The sequence below is a fragment of the Pseudomonas sp. OST1909 genome (assembly GCF_015277575.1).
Classification (GTDB): domain Bacteria; phylum Pseudomonadota; class Gammaproteobacteria; order Pseudomonadales; family Pseudomonadaceae; genus Aquipseudomonas; species Aquipseudomonas synxantha_A.
Map to the genome: position 1 here is coordinate 1,940,772 of NZ_CP063780.1, position 16,649 is coordinate 1,957,420.

Here is a 16,649-nt window from a genome sequence, read left to right on the forward strand (position 1 = left end):
CAACAGGGAGATCGAACATGGAGACAGGCACGGTACGCTCGGTTGAGCGCGCACTGGCAATCGTCGAATTGCTGGGCGAGCACCAGGCCCTGGGGCTGGAAGAACTGCACTACCTTACGCGGCTGCCCAAGGCCACGGTGTCGCGCATGTTACTGACCTTGCAGGATCAGGGCTGGGTCTACCGCGGCCTGAGCGATCGGCGTTACCGCCTGCGCGCTCGGCGTTTGTTCGGCGATACCCAGCAACGTTTCAAGCGCCAGGTGGTGGAAAGCGCGGCGCCCTGGTTATTGGAGCTCAGCGAGCGCACGGGGTTGGTGGTGGACTTGTCGTGTTTCGACGGCGAGCGCCTGGAAGTCATGGAAAGCGCGATTCCCGGCGTGTTGCGCAAGCTTTACCCGAACAACTGCCAGATCGTCGGTCAGTACGCCAGCCTGTTTCACTCGGCGATGGGCAAGGCATGCCTGACGCAGTTGCCCCTTGATGAAGTGCAACGGCTGGCGTGTCGCGATCGTGTGGCCGCCGATGAGCAAAGCCATGCTTGCGAGCAAACCCAGCACCAGGGGTTCGGCCAGCGTACCGAGGGCTATTGGGAATACCCGGTGCGTTTGCCGTTCCTGATTCGGGCGGTGGCGTTGCCGGTGCGCGCCAATGGTCGGTTGGTGGGGAGCATGGCGTTGCATTGGCCCATGCATCAGGCGCCGGTGGAGCGGGTATTGAACCTGCATATGGCCAGCCTCGAACAGGCGGTGTGCGAAGTTCAGCGAACGCTGGATTAAAAACACCGCAAAACCCTGTGGGAGCTGGCTTGCCTGCGATGGCGATGTATCAGTCAACCATTTCTCGCCTGGCACACCGCCATCGCAGGCAAGCCAGCTCCCACATTGGATTTGCGCCGTTCGTGAGATTGCGCTTAATGTTCGCCCAGGTTTTTTGCCCCATGAGTCTTTATGTTCAATGTCAAACCTCTGGTCTTCGCGCTGCTGACTTGTGCCGCCGTGCCTGCCCACGCCGATTGGTACCTGGATAACGAATCCTCGCGCCTGTCTTTCGTCACCACCAAAAACACCGAGATTGCTGAAGTCCACCGCTTCCTGGTGCTGCACGGCAAAGTCGATGCCAAGGGCGCGGCGCAGTTGCAAGTGGAGATGGAGTCGATCAACAGCGGCATCCCGCTGCGCGATGAGCGCATGCGCAAAGAGCTGTTCCAGATCAAGGCCTTTCCCGACGCGTTGATCAGCGCACAGATCAATCTGCAACCCATCAACGACCTGGCGTCCGGCGCGCAGTTGGAGTTGCGCCTGCCGCTGAGCGTCACCCTGCACGGCAAGACCCAGACCTACAGTGCCGAATTGCTTGCCACGCGCCTGGATGAGCGACGTTTCCAGGTGGTGACCCTGGAGCCTGTGGTGTTGCACGCCGAGGACTTCGATCTGGCGCCGGGTGTGGCGGCGTTGCGCAAGGCGGCGGGGCTCAAGTCGATCAGTTTGTCGGTGCCGGTGGGTGCGGTACTGATCTTCACGGCGCGCTGACATGAGTGGCGCAGTGTTCCCGTGGCGCAGCGCCAATCAATTCGAACTGCTGATCGACGGGCCGAGTTTCTTCCCGCAGATGCTGGTGGGCATCGCCCGGGCCGAGCAGCAGGTGGATCTTGAACTGTATCTGGTCGAAGCCGGCGCCTGTGCCGACGCGATGGTGCAGGCGCTGGTGCTGGCCGCCGAACGTGGGGTACAGGTGCGCTGCTTGTTCGATGATTACGGCAGCCTGGCGTTTACCCTCGGGCTGCGCAAGCGCTTGACCGACGCCGGCGTGGAGCTGCGCTTTTACAATCGCCTGAATTGGCGGCGCTGGATGCGCAACCTGTATCGCGACCACCGCAAGCTGCTGCTGATCGACCAGCGCGTTGCCGTGGTCGGTGGTACGGGCGTCACCGATGAGTTCTGGACGCCGGGGCAAGACAGCGCCGATTGGCATGAAGTGATGGTGCAGATCAGCGGCCCGCTGGTACTGGACTGGCAGGCCCTGTTCGACCGGCAATGGCACGCTAACGCCGCGCGCCGTGAATGGAAACCGGCGACCCATTTCGGTTTGTCGCGCTTGCCGAAAGTGCCAGCGACGGGCCCCGGGCTTGGTCGCGTGGCGTACGCCGACGCTCGTCAGCACCGCGATATCCTGCAGTCGTTGACTCGCGCCTTGAACAGCAGCAAAGGGCGTATCTGGCTGGCGACTCCCTATTTTCTACCGACCTGGAGCGTGCGTCGTGCCTTGCGCCGGGCGGCAGGGCGCGGGGTGGATGTGCGTTTGCTGCTCACCGGGCCCCGTACCGATCACCCGTCAGTACGCTACGCCGGCCATCGTTATTACCCGCGTCTGCTGCGTGCAGGCGTGCAGATCTTTGAATACCAGCCGTGCTTTTTGCACCTGAAGATGGTGCTGGTGGACGATTGGGTCAGCATTGGCTCGTGCAATTTCGACCACTGGAATTTGCGCTTCAACCTGGAAGCCAACCTCGAAGCGTTGGACCCGGGATTGACGGCGGCGGTGGTGGGCAGTTTCGAAGCGGATTTTGCCCAAAGCCAGGTGGTGAGCCTGGAGGCATGGAAGGCGCGGCCGTTGTGGAAGCGGGTGAAGCAGCGGGTGTGGGGGTGGATTGATCGGTTGGTGGTGAACCTGCTGGATCGGCGCGGCTAGTCGCATCACTCAATCAAATGTGGGAGCTGGCTTGCCTGCGATAGCATCACCTCGGTACACCTGACAAACCGAGGTGCCTGTATCGCAGGCAAGCCAGCTCCCCACAAAAGCCAGCGCCCACACTGACCGTGTTTACAGCTTCAGCTCAGAGCAGCTCGAAGGTCTGCTGCTGCACATCCTGGGAATCCAGCCCGATCTGCACATTGAACTCCCCCGGTTCCGCCGCGAACTTGAGCTGGGCGTTGTAGAACTTCAAGTCGTCCTCGGTGATGGTGAAGTGCAGCGTGCGCGCTTCGCCGGCCTTGAGCATGACCTTCTGGAAGTTCTTCAGCTCCTTGATCGGGCGGATCATCGAGCCGGCCACATCCTGGATATACAACTGCACCACGGTTTCGCCGTCGACCTTGCCGGTGTTCTTCACGGTGACGCTGGCGTCGAGCTTGCCGGTCTTGTTCAGGGTGGTGGACGACAACGCCATGTCCGCCAGGCTGAACGTGGTGTAGCTCAGGCCATAGCCAAAGGGAAACAGGGGACCTGTGGTGTCATCGAAGTACTGCGAGGTGTAGTTGCCCGGCTTGCCTGGGGTGAACGGCCGGCCAATGGTCAGGTGGTTGTAGTAGGTCGGGATCTGCCCTACCGAACGCGGGAAGGTGATCGGCAGCTTGCCTGACGGGTTGTAGTCCCCGAACAGCACGTCGGCGATGGCGTTGCCGCCTTCGGTACCTGCGAACCAGGTTTCCAGGATCGCGTCAGCCTGTTGGTTCTCTTCGAGAATCGACAGCGGACGGCCGTTCATCAGCACCAAAACCAACGGTTTGCCGGTAGCTTTCAGGGCCTTGATCAGGTCGCGCTGGCTTTGCGGGATGTTCAAGTCGGTACGGCTCGACGACTCGTGGGACATGCCACGGGATTCGCCCACGGCCGCGACGATGACGTCGGCGTTCTTCGCCGCTTTCACCGCTTCGTCGATCAATACCTGGGCAGGGCGTGTGTCATCCACCACTTCCGGAGCATCGAAGTTGAGGAAGTTGAGGTAGTCGAGCACCGCTTTGTCGCCGGTGATGTTGGCACCGCGGGCATAGATCACTTTGCCCTTTTCGCCGATCACGGCGTTCATGCCGTCGAGCAGGGTTACCGATTGCGCAGGTCGGCCGGCAGCCGCCCAACTGCCCATCATGTCGATCGGCGCCTTGGCCAGCGGGCCGACCAGAGCGATGGTCGCGGATTTTTTCAGCGGCAGGGTGTCGTTGTGGTTCTTCAGCAACACCAGGCTGCGGCGCGCAATGTCGCGGGCCTCGGCGCGGTGCAGGCGGCTGTCGGCGTAGGTGTCGACCGGGTCATCCTCGGCCTTGCCGATGCGCAGGTACGGGTCCTTGAACAGGCCCATGTCGTACTTGGCGCCGAGCACTTCGCGCACGGCATTGTCGATGTCGCTCTGTTCGATCTCGCCGGACTTGAGCAGCCCGGGCAATTCCTTGCCGTACAGCGAGTCGTTCATGCTCATGTCGATGCCGGCCTTGATCGCCAGCTTGGCGGCTTCGCGCCCGTCCTTGGCCACGCCGTGCTTGATCAGCTCGAAGATCGCGCCGTGGTCGCTGACGGTCAGGCCCTTGAAGCCCCAGTCCTTGCGCAGCAGGTCGTTCATCAGCCAGGTGTTGGCGGTGGCGGGCACGCCGTTGATCGAGTTCAACGCGACCATCACGCCGCCGGAACCGGCCTTGATCGCCGCGTGGTAGGGCGGCAGGTAGTCCTGGTACATCTTGACCGGGCTCATGTCGACCACGTTGTAGTCGCGCCCGCCTTCCACCGCGCCATACAGGGCGAAGTGCTTGACGCTGGCCATCAGGCTGTCGGCATTCGCCGGGCTTGCGCCCTGGAACGCCTTGACCATGACTTCGGCAATCCGCGAGACCAGGTAGGTGTCTTCGCCGAAACCTTCGGAGGTACGGCCCCAGCGCGGGTCGCGCGAGATATCGACCATCGGCGCGAAGGTGATGTCGAGGCTGTCGGCAGCGGCTTCCTCGGCGGCGATACGCCCGGAGCGGCCGATGGCGTCCATGTCCCAGCTGGAGGCCAGGGCCAGGCTGATCGGGAAAATGGTGCGGTGGCCGTGGATCACGTCATAGGCGAAGAACATCGGGATCTTCAAGCGACTGCGCATGGCTGCGTCCTGCATCGGACGGTTTTCCGGGCGGGTGATGGAGTTGAAGGTGCCACCGATGCGGCCGGCGGCGATTTCCTTGCGGATCATCTCGCGGGGCATTTCCGGGCCGATGCTGATCAAGCGCAATTGGCCGATCTTTTCGTCCAGGGTCATTTGCTTGAGCAGGTCGCTGACGAAGGCGTCCTTGTCTTTAAGCGCAGCAGGCTTTGTTTCTGCCCAGACGGGGTGGGTGGCCAGCGTGGCAACAAGGCCGAGCAAACACAGCTTCTTCATGAATATCCTTTTTCGGCTCACTGCACAGCGGTTACGCTGGTCGGCCAAAATGTGGGGAGCGTCTATTGTTGTTCGGGTGTTGTTCAGATAAATGCAGCACACTCTGAACTCTTTTTCGCGCTGGGCATCTTTGTAGCTGATTGGCTCGATGCATTCCAGTGGTGGCGGATTATGCCCCAAGCGCGTGGTTTATAGGGTTAGTCGTCAAATTCCATCAAGATTGGGCAGGAGAAACACCATGCAAGCAGCACAGACTTACCGTTGGGGCTTCAAGGTCGCGGCTTTGCTATTGATCAGCAGCGTGCTGAGCGGTTGCGGCATCAACAACATCCCGACCCTGGACGAACAGGCCAAGGCGGCCTGGGGCCAGGTGCAGAACCAGTATCAACGCCGTGCCGACCTGATCCCCAACCTGGTGGAAACGGTGAAGGCCTATGCCGCCCACGAACAGGAGACCCTCACCGCCGTGATCGAAGCGCGGGCCAAGGCCACCTCGATCCAGGTGGACGCCAGCACCCTCGACAACCCGGAAAAACTCAAGCAGTTCCAGCAAGCTCAGGATGGCTTGAGCGGCGCACTCAGCCGTTTGATGGTGGTGTCCGAGCGTTACCCGGACCTCAAGGCCAACCAGAATTTCCTGGCCTTGCAATCCCAGCTTGAAGGCACCGAGAACCGTATCGCCGTGGCCCGTCGTGATTTCATCCAGACCGTGCAGGCGTACAACACCGAAATCCGTACTTTCCCGGGCCGTCTGTGGCATAGCGTGATGTACAGCGACTTGCCGATCCGCGCCACGTTTGAAGCCACCAGCGCCGATGCCGACAAGGCGCCGCAGGTGAAATTCAAATAACGCTGCCTTGAGGTGTCGATGCGTTTATTACGGATAGGCCTGGCGTTCTGGCTACTGGCTTGCATGGGCATGGCCCAGGCGGCCCTGACCTTCCCGGCATTGACCGGGCGGGTGGTGGACAACGCCCAGATGATCGACCCGGCAACGCGCCAGCAGCTCACTCAACAGCTGCAGGCGCTGGAGCAGACCTCCGGTGACCAGCTTGTGGTGGTCACCGTGCCCGACCTGCAGGGCGTCCCGATTGAAGACTACGGTTATCAATTGGGGCGCGCATGGGGCATCGGCCAGAAGGGCAAGGACAACGGCGCGCTGTTGATCGTTGCCCGTGATGAGCGCCAATTGCGCATCGAAGTCGGTTACGGCCTGGAAGGCGTGCTGACGGATGCGCAGTCCTGGGTGATCATCAACCAGGTGATCCTGCCCAAGTTCAAGACCGGCAATTTCAGCCAGGGCATCAGCGACGGCGTGGCGGCGATGATCCAGGTGGTGGGCGGTGAACCCCTGGCGGTGCCCGCCCATGTGGCGGATGCGAATTTCGCCAAGGATAACCCCGGGTTTTCCATCGGCCTGTTTATCCTGCTGATCGGCGTGTTGTGGCTGTGCAATCGCATGGGCTTGCCGGTAGGCGCTATCCTGCTGGCCATTCTCAGCAGCAGCGGCCGCGGCGGTGGTGGGGGCGGCGGTGGCGGTGGTTTCCGTGGCGGCGGTGGTGGCTTCGGCGGTGGCGGGGCTTCGGGCGGCTGGTAATGACAATAACGAGAAAAGAGCATCTACAACCATGGCATTACTGACTGAACATGAGCAGCGCCAAGTCGCCGAAGCAATTGCCCGGGTCGAAAAAAACACCGACGCAGAACTGGTGACCGTGCTGGCGGCGCGTGCCGACGACTACGCCTACATCCCGTTGCTGTGGGCCAGCCTGATCGCGTTGGTGGTACCGGGCGTGGTGCATTATTTGTCGGGCTACCTGACCATGTACACCTTGCTGTTGGCGCAATGGGCGACGTTTATTGTGTTGTGCCTGGTGTTTCGCTTGCCCAAGGTCACCACCCGCCTGATTCCCCGCTCCGTACGCCACTGGCGCGCCTCGAACCTGGCGCGTCGGCAGTTTCTGGAGCAGAACCTGCACCACACGCTGGGCAGCACTGGCGTGCTGATATTTGTCAGCGAGGCGGAACGCTACGTGGAGATCCTCGTCGATGACGGCATTTCCAAACGCCTGGATGACAGCAGTTGGGACGCCATCGTCAAGACGTTCACCCAGCAGGTGAAACAGGGGCAGACGCTGGCCGGGTTCATTGCGTGCATCGAGGCGTGCGGCGAGTTGCTCAAGGTGCATGTGCCGGTGACGCAAACGCGCAATGAGCTGCCCAATCGCCTGGTGGTACTCGAATAACCCGGCCAACTCAGTTCCAAATGTGGGAGGGGGCAAGTCCCCTCCCACATTTGGATCTACTGTGGCTGCTGGAACTGACCATTGGTCAAATAACCCCGTGCCCTGAACCCCTATCCCCCCTAAAATGCCCGGCATTCTTTGCCCGAGGCGTTTTTGTTCATGTCCGTCACCGCTCAACCCGCCAACCCTGCGCCAGATCATCACGCCCAGTTCATCCAATTGCTGAGCGCAAGCCTTGCGCAAAACGCCTTTATCAAGCTGGTGCTGGCCAAGTACGTCGGTGAGGAAGCCGAGCTGCAACGGCTGATCATCAAGCCGGTCACCGTCAAAGACCAGCCGTGCCTGTCCTTCGTGTACCGCTACAAGACCCGCGACATCACCAAGAATTTCCCCTTGGCTGACGGCGTGGCGGCGATTGCCGAGCTGTTGCCTGCGTCATTCAAGAACGCGCACTTGCTGTCGCTGACTGACGAAGCCCAGCTGGAATACAGCAAGAAGAACAAAAGCTCGCTGTTCAAAAGCCAGCCGCAACAACTGCGCGAAGCACCGTCAGCCGAGCATAACCGTGAGAAGAACCGCTACCTTGACCTGAGCCGGCCGTTTCTCGCCGATCTGGGGGTGACCGATGCCAGGCAGGCGTTGATTCCCTCGATGTCGCGCAAGTGGAAGCAGATCAACAAGTTCATCGAAGTGTTCAGCCATGCGCTGACGTCGTCGCCGTTGAAACTCGACCAACCGGTGCGCGTTGCCGATTTCGGCTCTGGCAAGGGCTACCTGACCTTCGCCATTCACGATTACCTGCGCAACACCCTCAAGGCCGAGGGCGAGGTTACCGGTGTTGAATTGCGCCAAGACATGGTCACCCTGTGCAACAGTGCTGCCGCGCGCCTGGAGCACCCGGGGCTGGTGTTCAAGTGCGGGGACGTACGCAGTGTGGCGCCGAGCGAGCTGGACGTGATGATCGCCCTGCATGCCTGCGACATCGCCACCGATTACGCGATCCATACCGGCATCCGCTCCGGCGCGTCGATCATCATGTGCTCGCCATGCTGCCACAAGCAGATCCGCCTGCAGATCCAGAGCCCGGCGCTGCTCAAGCCGATGCTGCAATACGGCCTGCACCTGGGCCAGCAGGCAGAAATGGTCACCGACAGCTTGCGTGCGTTGTTCCTGGAAGCCTGTGGCTATGAGACCAAGGTGTTCGAGTTCATCTCGTTGGAGCACACCAACAAGAACAAGATGATTCTTGCGGTCAAGCGTGCGCAGCCTTTGGACAACGCGCAGTTGCTGGTGAAAATCCAGGAGCTCAAGGCGTTCTACCACATCACTGAGCACTGCCTGGAAACCCTGTTGCGCGGGGATGGCTACCTGGCCTGAAGTGAGCGTTCCCTGTGGGCGCTGGCTTGCCTGCGATGACGATGGTGGCTGTACCACGGCTATCGCAGGCAAGCCTGCTCCCACATTTGGAATGCGTGTGTGGTCAGAAGAATCGCGTCACGCTGATCTTCGCATCGCGCCCCTTGGTGTAGGCGCGGTCGCCGCTCAACGCCGGGCGGAAGTTTTCGTTGAACAGGTTGTCCACGGTGAAGTTCACCTCGGTGCCTTTGAGGTAAGCCTGCTGCGGTTTCCATTTGGCGAACAGGCCCTGGGTGTTGTAACGCTTGTTGCCGTACTGGTCGAAGAACCGGTCGCCCACGCCGGAGCCCGGGCCACCGGAGTATTTGTCGCTGGGCAAGCGGTCGGTAGCGCCGATGAATTGACCCATCCAGCCCACCTGGGCATCCCAGGCCGGGATGTTGGTGCCCAGTACCAGCACCCATTTGGTCGGTGGGATATCCCGTGCCGCCACATCCGGGCCCCAGGGGTTGGTATAGGCGCCCTGATGCTGGCCCTTGGCATAGGCAAACGATACCGAACCAAACAGGTAGGTGGAGTTATAGATCGATTCGAGTTCGACGCCCTTGATGGTCATGCCACCGATATTGCGATAGTTGGACATCGGCCCCGGTGGGCACGCTGAGGAGATGCTGCCGCCGTTGATGGCCTGGTTCTGGCAGCCCACGCCGGTGGCCTTGAAGATTTCGTCTTCGACCTTGTTGTGGAACAGGGTAGTGCGCAGTTGCAGGTTATCGTCCTGGGCCAACAGGTTGTCGAAGTTGGTGATGTTGCCCAGGGTGATCGAGGTGATGCGCTCCGGGTCCAGGTCCACGCTGGTCGCGGTGCGGCTGCCCAGACCCTGTACTTCATATTGTTCGTCGATCACCGGGGCGCGCCAGGTCTGGCTCCAGTTGGCGAACAACCCCACATTCGGCGTCACGGTCCAGAACAGCGCCAGGCGTGGCGACCAGCCGGTGTAGGTGCGGTCGCTGTAATCGTGGCCAACCGCGGGGTCGGGGTTGTTGTAGTAGGGCGCATCGTTGCCTTCGCCACGGTTGCGCACATGGTCATAGCGCAGCGACGGGGTGATGGTCACGTCGCCGAGGGTTACCGCGTCCTGGATAAAGAAGCTGTTGGTATCGACCTTGCCGTGGGGCATGAAGCCCGGCTGGAAGTGCCCATAGTTGTAGCGCGGCGTGTTGTAGGTGGTGCCGGGCATCCACATTTCGGTTTCGCGGATGTGCTTGCGGATCTGCCCGCCGACGGTCACCGCGTGCTGCAAGGGCCCGGTGTCGAACAAGCTGACGTTGCGGATGTCGAGGTTTTTGTCGGTGTAGGCGGTGTCCATCTTGCGCCCGCCGGTAGCCAGTTGGAAAAACGCGGTGGCGTCACGCTCGTCGGTCTGTTCGGTATTGGACTGGGAGTATTTGACAGTGAGGTCCACCAGCGGGTTATCCAGCGGCTGGTAGTGATACTTGCCCGACCAGGTGGTATCGACCGTATCGCGGTGCGCGAGGAAACGCTTCAAGGCCCCTTCGTAGCCGTAGCGGTCGATGTTGAACTGGGTGGGCGGCGTTGGGTAGCTCGCGGCGGAAAACGGCGTCCAGCGGTTGCTGTGAGAACGCGAGTACGACAGGCCGACACTCTGCTCATCGGTGAAGTACGCGTTGACCTTGAACAACTTGCCGTCCACATCCTGCGCGCTGTTGGGCAAGCGCTGGGGGTTGATCGGGTACTCGTTGTTGTCGTTGGGCAACTTGGCGGCCACCTTCATATCTCCGCCGTCGCGTTGGGTCAGATAGGCCAGGGCGTCGAAACGGCCATCGTCGGTGCGGCCATACACGGCACCGCTGTAGACCTGTTCATGGTCATTGCTGGAGTAGCCGTATTTGAGCATCGCGCCGCTGTTGCGACCGTCCTGGAGCAGGTCCGGGGCGTCCTTGGTGATCATGTTGACGGTGCCGCCGAAGCCGCCATTGCCGGTGAACGGCGAGTTGGGGCCTTTCTCCACTTCGATGCGCTTGATCAGCTCGGGTTCGATAAACACCGTGCCTTGCTGGTAGCGCTCAAAGCCGGTCTTGGTGGCGCCGTCCACGGTCAACGGCACGTCTTCGGCATCGCCGAAACCACGAATGTTGATGGTCTGCCCGCCAGGTTTGAGCGAACCGCCCTGGCTGACGCCGGGCAGGGTCTGCAACAGGCTGGGAATGTTATTGGACTGGTAGCGGTCGATATCGGCCTGGGTCAGGGTGGAGCGGTTGACGGTGCCGGCGTTCACTTCGTTGCCGGTGCCGATCACGCTCAGCGTGTCCAGCTGGATCGCGGCGCTGCTGGTGGCCTTGCCCTCATCGGGGCGCACTACGTAGGTGCTGCCGACCTTGATCAGGGTGAACTCGCCGTTTTTCAGCAGGGAGCGAATCGCTACTTCTGCGGTGTAGTCACCGTCAAGCGCCGGCGCTTTCAGGTTTTTGAGCAGGCTTTCATCGAACAGCAGCTGGATTTTCGCCTGCTGTGCCACCTGGCTCAGGGACGTGGCCAGTGACTGGGCCGGCAGGTGCAGGGTGAACGACTCGGCCTGGGCATTGAGGCTGAAGGCCAGGCACGTGGCCATGAGCGTGGGTCGAAGAAACAGGTGCGAAGCGTGGCAAGGCGCGCGAAACATGAAATCCCCCGGAGCGGCTAAATAGCCAAAAAGGTGTGCGTATCAAACACGGACAGGAGGAAGACGGGGCAGGCCAAAAAAACCACACATGCGAATGCAAAATATTCTCATGTGGGCGGTATGCAGGCTATTTGCTCGGCTCGATTTTCACACTGCCATCGGCCAAGACCACGGTTTTTACCGGCAACAGGGCGGGCAAGGCGTTGAGCAGGGCATCGGGGTCATTCACATCCAGGTTCCCCGACACCTTGAGTTGCGCCACGGCCTTGCTGACCTGCAACGGCGCCTGGGGACGGTACAGGCTCAGCTCGTCGATCAGGCTGGCCAGTTCGCGATTGCGAAACGATAAATGCCCGCTGCGCCAATCGGCCACTTCTTCAGCGCTGAGGGTTTGTTGTTGCAGGGTGCCTTTGGCGTAGCTGTAAGCGGCACGTTGCCGGGCGCCGAGCAGGGTGGTGGGGCTTTTGCTGTCCGGCTCGAACGCCACCTGGCCATGGGCAACGCTCACCACCAGTTGCTGCTGGCCGCGGCGCACGTCAAAACCAGTGCCCACCACCCGTATGATCGACTCGCCGGCTTGCACGTAGAGTGGCCGCTCCTTGTCGGCCGCCACTTCGATATACAGCTGGCCTTTGTCCAGATGCACGACACGTTGATGGGCGCTGAAGTCCACGCGGATGCGGGTGTTGGCATTCACGTACAAAGTGCTGCCATCGGGCAGGTTCAAGGTACGCATACCTTTGGCATGAGCGGCGACCTGGGTGTGATACAGCTCGCGGGGCGCGCCGATGTGGGTCGCCAGCACGGCGCACAGCACGGCAGCGGCCACCGCAAGGGCAGGGCGCCAGAGGGGGCGTTTGCGTTTTGCCAGCGGCAGCGGTTTGTTCAGTTGTTGCAACTGGGCCAGGTCGGCCCACAGCTGTTCGAATTCGGCATAGGCACGCGCATGGGCTGGCACCGCCTGCCAGGCGGCAAAGGCTTTGCGGTCGGCACGGCTGGCAGCGTTGCGGTTGCGCGCAAACCAACTGGCGGCCTGGGCGTCGATGGAGTCGCTCGTTTGGCTGTCCAGGGCGTCGATGTCGCTCGGGCGGTTCATTCTGGCTGCTCCGTGCCGGGGTCGGATTGAAGGCGTCGCTTGCAATGCAGCAGGGCCAAGGCAATATGCTTTTCTACCATGCTGGTCGAAATGCCCATGCGTTCGGCGATCTGTGCCTGGCTCAAGCCTTCGAAGCGGTGCAGCATAAGGGCTTCTCGCCGGCGGGGCGAGAGTTCGGCGAGGACTTCTTTCAACTGTTCCAGGCGTTGCAGGCGAAGGGCGGCGGCCATGGGGTCGTGCTGTTCGTCGGTGACCGGCTCGGTATCCATTTCGGCGTGATCGGAATGGGCGGTGTGCCGTACCTTCTGTTTGCGCCAGTGATCGCGCAACAGATTGCGCGCCATCTGAAACAGAAACGCCCGGGGCTGCTCGACCTTGGCTCGATCGCGGTAGCCCAGCCACTGGGTAAAGACATCCTGAGTCATGTCCGCCGCGTCGCTGGCGTTGTCCGTGCGTTTACGCAGGAAATACAGAATATCTGCATAAAACCCGCGACAGGCATCGGCCGACGACGGGTCGGGCTTGGGATGAGACATGGATATCCTTCTTGACGAAGCACGGCGTGGAAAAGTCGTGAATGATATCGAGAATTATTGCTATTTGTCTCTATTTAAAGGCTGTACTCAATTCAACTGTGGGAGGGAGCAAGCCCCCTCCCACACAGGCCCTGAGTTTATTTCAGAAGTGTTTTGAGTTGCTCGATCCCCGCCTCACCCAGCGGGAACACCGGCAACCTTGGATCCCCCACCTCCAACCCAGTCAAGCGCAACCCGGCCTTGATCGTCGTCGGCAACCCGCCCTTGAGGATGAATTGCAGCAACGGCAACTGCCGGTAGAACAGCTCTCGCGCTTTATTCAAGTCATTGGCCAGCACTGCCTGATACAGGTCCAGATTGAGTTGGGGGATCAAGTTCGGCGCCGCGGTGCACCAGCCTTTGGCACCGGCCGCGAAGGCTTCCAGGGCCAGCGGGTTGCAGCCGTTGTAGAACGGCACGTCACTCTCCAGTTTTAACTGGTGCATGCGCTGGATGTCGCCCGTGCTCTCCTTGACCATGGTCACGTTGTCGACCTGCTTGAGGATGCGCAGGATCAACTCCACCGACATGTCGGTACCGCTGGTGGCCGGGTTGTTGTAGAGCATGATCGGCACGCCGATGCTGTCGCCGATTGCGGCGTAGTGGGCGAGGATTTGCGCTTCGCTGAGTTTCCAGTATGAGGCGGGCAGCACCATGACCACATCGGCACCGTGCGCCTCGGCATAGCGCGCTCGGCGCACGGCCTTGGCGGTGGTCAGGTCGGACACGCTGACAATGGTCGGCACGCGTTTGGCGACTTTCTCGATGCTGTAGGCACTGACTTCGTCCCACTCGGCATCGCTCAGGTAAGCGCCTTCGCCGGTGCTGCCCAGCGGCGCGATAGCGTGGATGCCGCTGTCGATCAAGCGGTCGATAGAACGCCCGAGTGCGTCGAAGTCAACACGCTGGCCATCAGCACTGAACGGGGTGATGGTGTAGCCGATGATGCCGTGAATAGTTGGATTGGACATGGGAAAACTCCGGTCGAAAAAAGGGGGCGATCAGTTCAGGCAATCGGCATGTTTACGCAGATTCTGCCGCGCGTAGTAATTGAACGCAGCGCCATGGCGCTTGGGCTTGGAAATCCAGTCGTGGGCCTCGCGCCCCAGCTCTGGCAGGATCGGCTTGACGGTGCCCGCAGACATCGCCAGCAACTGCAACTTGGCCGCCCGCTCGATCAACTGCGCGATGACACAGGCTTCTTCGATGCTGGCCCCGGTGGACAACTGGCCGTGGTGCGAGAGCAGGATGGCGCGCTTGTCACCCAGCGCCGTGGTGATGATCTCCCCCTCTTCATTGCCCACCGGCACGCCGGGCCAGGCCTCCAGGAACGCGCAATCTTCATACAGCGGGCAGAGGTCCATATGCGACACCTGCAACGGCACTTCCAGCATCGACAGCGCGGCAATGTGCGTGGGGTGTGTATGGATGATGCAGTTTACATCCGGGCGCCCGCGGTACACCCAGGTGTGAAAACGGTTGGCCGGGTTGGGGATGCCATGACCTTCGAGCACTTCCAGGTCTTCGTTGACCAGCAGCAGGTTGCTGGCGGTGATTTCGTCAAAACCCAGGCCCAGTTGCTGAGTGTAGTAGGTGCCAGGCGCAGGCCCGCGTGCGGTAATTTGCCCGGCCAGGCCAGAGTCGTGGCCGTGTTCGAACAGAATTCGGCAGGTCAGCGCCAGCTTTTGGCGCTCGGTCCACGTATTATCTGCCAGGCTGTTTTGCATCTGGCTCAGGGCTTGCTTGACCAGTTGGTCTTTCGGGAGTGCTAATGTCTTGGCCATATCGGTGTCCTTTGGGTAGTTCAATGGACGTCGGATTTGCTGCTCGCCCGCTGCTCGCAAGGTCGTTGGGTGACTGCAAATGACACTAAAGATGCTATATGACACTTTGTGTCATTGGCAAGCACGGCTCATCGCTTTCTGCATGGATTAACCGCAGCAAATGTCTATCCGTTTGAAATTACTGAGAAAAAAACTTGGCGTAACCCTGGAGGCCCTGGCCGAAAAGTCCGGGATGACCAAGAGTTACCTGTCGAAAGTGGAGCGTGGGCTCAACACGCCGTCCATTGCTGCTGCGCTGAAACTGGCCAAGGCGCTGAACGTGAAAGTCGAAGAGCTGTTCAGCGAAGGCAACGTCAGCCTCGACAGCTACAGCCTGGTGCGCAGCCATGAACGGCCCGACACGTCACCGGGTTATGCGGTACTTGCCCATCAGGTGAGCGAGCGCAGCCTGTTGCCGTTCATCATCTACCCGCCGGCGGAGTTCACCGACAAGACCTTCAAGGAGCATTTGGGGGAAGAGTTTCTGTTCGTGCATGAAGGCCAGGTGGAAGTGGATTTCATGAGCGAGCGGGTGCTGTTGGAGCGCGGCGATGCGCTGCATTTCAATGCGCAGAAACCCCACCGGATTCGCTCGGTGGGAGAGGTGCAGGCGCAGTTGCTGGTGGTGGTGCACAGCGCTGAGGAATGACGCTGATCCCGATTTGAAATGCAATCAAATGTGGGGGCGGGCTTGCTCAGTGTTCGACCGGCACCGAAAGCGCCGGGTTACCCAGCGGATGCGTGCGCGCCGCGAAGAATTTCAGTTGCGCTCCTGTACCTTCGAACAGCTGCGAATACCGCTGCTTCTGCTGACGAATAAAGCCGTCAGTGCGCCCCGAAACCGAGATCGCCAGGGTGGTGATACCGGCCTGGCGAATCGCATCCGCCAGGTGTTTATCCTGCGGCCCCAAGTCATGCCCGAAAATGCACAACGCGCCTTCATGGCTCAGCAACTGCTCATAACAGAACGACAGATAATCCGAACTGCGAATGCTCTTGAGCTTTTCCTCCACCTTGCCTTCACTGACGAACAGCGGCACATCGTCCAGCGTCTTGATCGTGTTGTTGATCGCGAAACTGCTGAGCAAGGTGCTGTCGGTGGACGGCAGTTTTCGCGCTGTGCCATCAAGGTTGCGCACCAGATGCAGGCCGCCGTGCAGGTAGAGAATGCGCGTGGTGTCGGTGTGGGTATTGCGCAGGTCGAAGCTTGAATCGGCGCTGCGGAACAGGTCGTCGATCCCGGGCGTGTGCAGGATTGCCCAGTAGTTGAGCAAATCGTAATTGCTGGTGAAGACGGTGGCGTAGCGTGCCAACTCATTGTTGATCGTCGCCAGGGTCGATGGCTGCACCAGTCGCCAGGGGATGTGTACGGTGTGAATGGTGTTGATCAACGCTTCCTTGATCGCGTAATAGCGATTACGCGGCGCCGCCGAACTGACCGCCAGGGCCTTGTTGACCCGGCTGGTGGTTTTCAAGGCGCCCAGGGCTTGCTCGAAACTGCGGGTTTGCAGGGCATCGAACACGCTGAGTTCGGATTGGCTTAGGGGTTTTTCTTCAACGGTGCGGGCGTTTTCAAACAGCGAGTCGTAGGCAAAGTCTTCCCAGATCGTGCGGCTGGCGCCGTTGCCGATCAGAATCCCGTTGAAGTCGATGGCGTCGCGCAGGGCGCTCCAATCTTCAAGGTGGGCGTCAATATCCTGGAAATCCTTCATTGCGGCGGGTCTACTCGAAATCGGCTGGAGGGT

General features: G+C 60.7%; 15 protein-coding genes. 8 read left to right on the plus strand and 7 right to left on the minus strand.

Annotated features, from left to right (window positions below; translation table 11 throughout):
• The first annotated feature begins 17 nt into the window (after nucleotides 1-17).
• The 3 genes from IH404_RS08425 to IH404_RS08435 all read left to right on the plus strand — a co-directional run bounded on the left by IH404_RS08425 (nucleotide 18) and on the right by IH404_RS08435 (nucleotide 2,688).
• Nucleotides 18-776, plus strand: a complete 759-nt coding sequence (locus tag IH404_RS08425; protein WP_005785926.1) for a helix-turn-helix domain-containing protein — start codon at nucleotides 18-20, stop codon at nucleotides 774-776.
• A 171-nt stretch (nucleotides 777-947) separates the two neighbouring features.
• A complete protein-coding gene (locus IH404_RS08430; RefSeq protein ID WP_005785928.1) occupies nucleotides 948-1,529 on the plus strand; it encodes a YceI family protein in 582 nt (193 codons plus the stop codon).
• Between the two features lies 1 nt (nucleotide 1,530).
• Nucleotides 1,531-2,688: a phosphatidylserine/phosphatidylglycerophosphate/cardiolipin synthase family protein gene (locus IH404_RS08435; protein ID WP_194440275.1), complete on the plus strand. Its 1,158-nt coding sequence runs from the start codon at nucleotides 1,531-1,533 to the stop codon at nucleotides 2,686-2,688.
• Between the two features lie 145 nt (nucleotides 2,689-2,833).
• Here the strand turns inward: IH404_RS08435 and bglX are convergent, their stop codons facing one another.
• Nucleotides 2,834-5,125: a beta-glucosidase BglX gene (gene bglX / locus IH404_RS08440; RefSeq protein WP_194440276.1), complete on the minus strand. Its 2,292-nt coding sequence runs from the start codon at nucleotides 5,123-5,125 to the stop codon at nucleotides 2,834-2,836.
• A gap of 238 nt (nucleotides 5,126-5,363) precedes the next feature.
• On the opposite strand from bglX, the gene IH404_RS08445 reads away from it, so the two are divergent.
• The 4 genes from IH404_RS08445 to IH404_RS08460 all read left to right on the plus strand — a co-directional run bounded on the left by IH404_RS08445 (nucleotide 5,364) and on the right by IH404_RS08460 (nucleotide 8,748).
• Nucleotides 5,364-5,975 (plus strand): LemA family protein, encoded by a 612-nt coding sequence (locus IH404_RS08445; protein ID WP_194440277.1) that lies wholly within the window; start codon nucleotides 5,364-5,366, stop codon nucleotides 5,973-5,975.
• An 18-nt stretch (nucleotides 5,976-5,993) separates the two neighbouring features.
• The gene (locus IH404_RS27970) at nucleotides 5,994-6,722 is read left to right on the plus strand and encodes a TPM domain-containing protein (protein ID WP_032877302.1); all 729 of its coding nucleotides are present in this window, start codon (nucleotides 5,994-5,996) and stop codon (nucleotides 6,720-6,722) included.
• Between the two features lie 31 nt (nucleotides 6,723-6,753).
• Nucleotides 6,754-7,371 (plus strand): TPM domain-containing protein, encoded by a 618-nt coding sequence (locus tag IH404_RS08455; protein WP_005785935.1) that lies wholly within the window; start codon nucleotides 6,754-6,756, stop codon nucleotides 7,369-7,371.
• Between the two features lie 159 nt (nucleotides 7,372-7,530).
• On the plus strand, nucleotides 7,531-8,748 hold the full coding sequence (locus IH404_RS08460; protein WP_005785936.1) for an SAM-dependent methyltransferase: 1,218 nt from the start codon (nucleotides 7,531-7,533) through the stop codon (nucleotides 8,746-8,748).
• A 103-nt stretch (nucleotides 8,749-8,851) separates the two neighbouring features.
• Here the strand turns inward: IH404_RS08460 and IH404_RS08465 are convergent, their stop codons facing one another.
• The 5 genes from IH404_RS08465 to IH404_RS08485 all read right to left on the minus strand — a co-directional run bounded on the left by IH404_RS08465 (nucleotide 8,852) and on the right by IH404_RS08485 (nucleotide 14,865).
• Nucleotides 8,852-11,410 carry a TonB-dependent receptor gene (locus IH404_RS08465; protein WP_194440278.1) on the minus strand — a complete coding sequence of 853 codons (2,559 nt, stop codon included), beginning with the start codon at nucleotides 11,408-11,410 and terminating at the stop codon, nucleotides 8,852-8,854.
• Nucleotides 11,411-11,537: 127 nt separating this feature from the next.
• Nucleotides 11,538-12,506 carry a FecR domain-containing protein gene (locus tag IH404_RS08470; protein WP_005785938.1) on the minus strand — a complete coding sequence of 323 codons (969 nt, stop codon included), beginning with the start codon at nucleotides 12,504-12,506 and terminating at the stop codon, nucleotides 11,538-11,540.
• Nucleotides 12,503-13,042, minus strand: coding sequence for an RNA polymerase sigma factor (locus IH404_RS08475; RefSeq protein ID WP_005785940.1), 540 nt, complete (start codon nucleotides 13,040-13,042; stop codon nucleotides 12,503-12,505). The genes IH404_RS08470 and IH404_RS08475 overlap by 4 nt, the downstream gene beginning before the upstream one ends.
• A 137-nt stretch (nucleotides 13,043-13,179) precedes the next feature.
• Entirely contained in the window at nucleotides 13,180-14,052 is an 873-nt protein-coding gene (locus IH404_RS08480) for a dihydrodipicolinate synthase family protein (protein ID WP_005785942.1), read from the minus strand.
• A 30-nt stretch (nucleotides 14,053-14,082) separates the two neighbouring features.
• A complete protein-coding gene (locus tag IH404_RS08485) occupies nucleotides 14,083-14,865 on the minus strand; it encodes an aldolase (protein ID WP_005785944.1) in 783 nt (260 codons plus the stop codon).
• Nucleotides 14,866-15,025: 160 nt separating this feature from the next.
• On the opposite strand from IH404_RS08485, the gene IH404_RS08490 reads away from it, so the two are divergent.
• On the plus strand, nucleotides 15,026-15,553 hold the full coding sequence (locus IH404_RS08490; protein ID WP_005785945.1) for an XRE family transcriptional regulator: 528 nt from the start codon (nucleotides 15,026-15,028) through the stop codon (nucleotides 15,551-15,553).
• 46 nt (nucleotides 15,554-15,599) lie between these two features.
• Here the strand turns inward: IH404_RS08490 and IH404_RS08495 are convergent, their stop codons facing one another.
• Entirely contained in the window at nucleotides 15,600-16,616 is a 1,017-nt protein-coding gene (locus IH404_RS08495) for a DUF4917 family protein (RefSeq protein WP_005785946.1), read from the minus strand.
• Between the last annotated feature and the right edge of the window lie 33 nt (nucleotides 16,617-16,649).

Bases quoted from the DNA above. Each gene is read 5' to 3' on its own strand.
- IH404_RS08465 (WP_194440278.1), bottom strand. From the start codon at position 11,410: ATGTTTCGCGCGCCTTGCCACGCTTCGCACCTGTTTCTTCGACCCACG.
- IH404_RS08475 (WP_005785940.1), bottom strand. From the start codon at position 13,042: ATGTCTCATCCCAAGCCCGACCCGTCGTCGGCCGATGCCTGTCGCGGG.
- IH404_RS08425 (WP_005785926.1), top strand. From the start codon at position 18: ATGGAGACAGGCACGGTACGCTCGGTTGAGCGCGCACTGGCAATCGTC.
- IH404_RS08455 (WP_005785935.1), top strand. From the start codon at position 6,754: ATGGCATTACTGACTGAACATGAGCAGCGCCAAGTCGCCGAAGCAATT.
- IH404_RS08485 (WP_005785944.1), bottom strand. From the start codon at position 14,865: ATGGCCAAGACATTAGCACTCCCGAAAGACCAACTGGTCAAGCAAGCC.
- IH404_RS08445 (WP_194440277.1), top strand. From the start codon at position 5,364: ATGCAAGCAGCACAGACTTACCGTTGGGGCTTCAAGGTCGCGGCTTTG.
- IH404_RS08490 (WP_005785945.1), top strand. From the start codon at position 15,026: ATGTCTATCCGTTTGAAATTACTGAGAAAAAAACTTGGCGTAACCCTG.
- IH404_RS08495 (WP_005785946.1), bottom strand. From the start codon at position 16,616: ATGAAGGATTTCCAGGATATTGACGCCCACCTTGAAGATTGGAGCGCC.
- IH404_RS08435 (WP_194440275.1), top strand. From the start codon at position 1,531: ATGAGTGGCGCAGTGTTCCCGTGGCGCAGCGCCAATCAATTCGAACTG.
- IH404_RS08430 (WP_005785928.1), top strand. From the start codon at position 948: ATGTTCAATGTCAAACCTCTGGTCTTCGCGCTGCTGACTTGTGCCGCC.
- bglX (WP_194440276.1), bottom strand. From the start codon at position 5,125: ATGAAGAAGCTGTGTTTGCTCGGCCTTGTTGCCACGCTGGCCACCCAC.
- IH404_RS08460 (WP_005785936.1), top strand. From the start codon at position 7,531: ATGTCCGTCACCGCTCAACCCGCCAACCCTGCGCCAGATCATCACGCC.
- IH404_RS08480 (WP_005785942.1), bottom strand. From the start codon at position 14,052: ATGTCCAATCCAACTATTCACGGCATCATCGGCTACACCATCACCCCG.
- IH404_RS27970 (WP_032877302.1), top strand. From the start codon at position 5,994: ATGCGTTTATTACGGATAGGCCTGGCGTTCTGGCTACTGGCTTGCATG.
- IH404_RS08470 (WP_005785938.1), bottom strand. From the start codon at position 12,506: ATGAACCGCCCGAGCGACATCGACGCCCTGGACAGCCAAACGAGCGAC.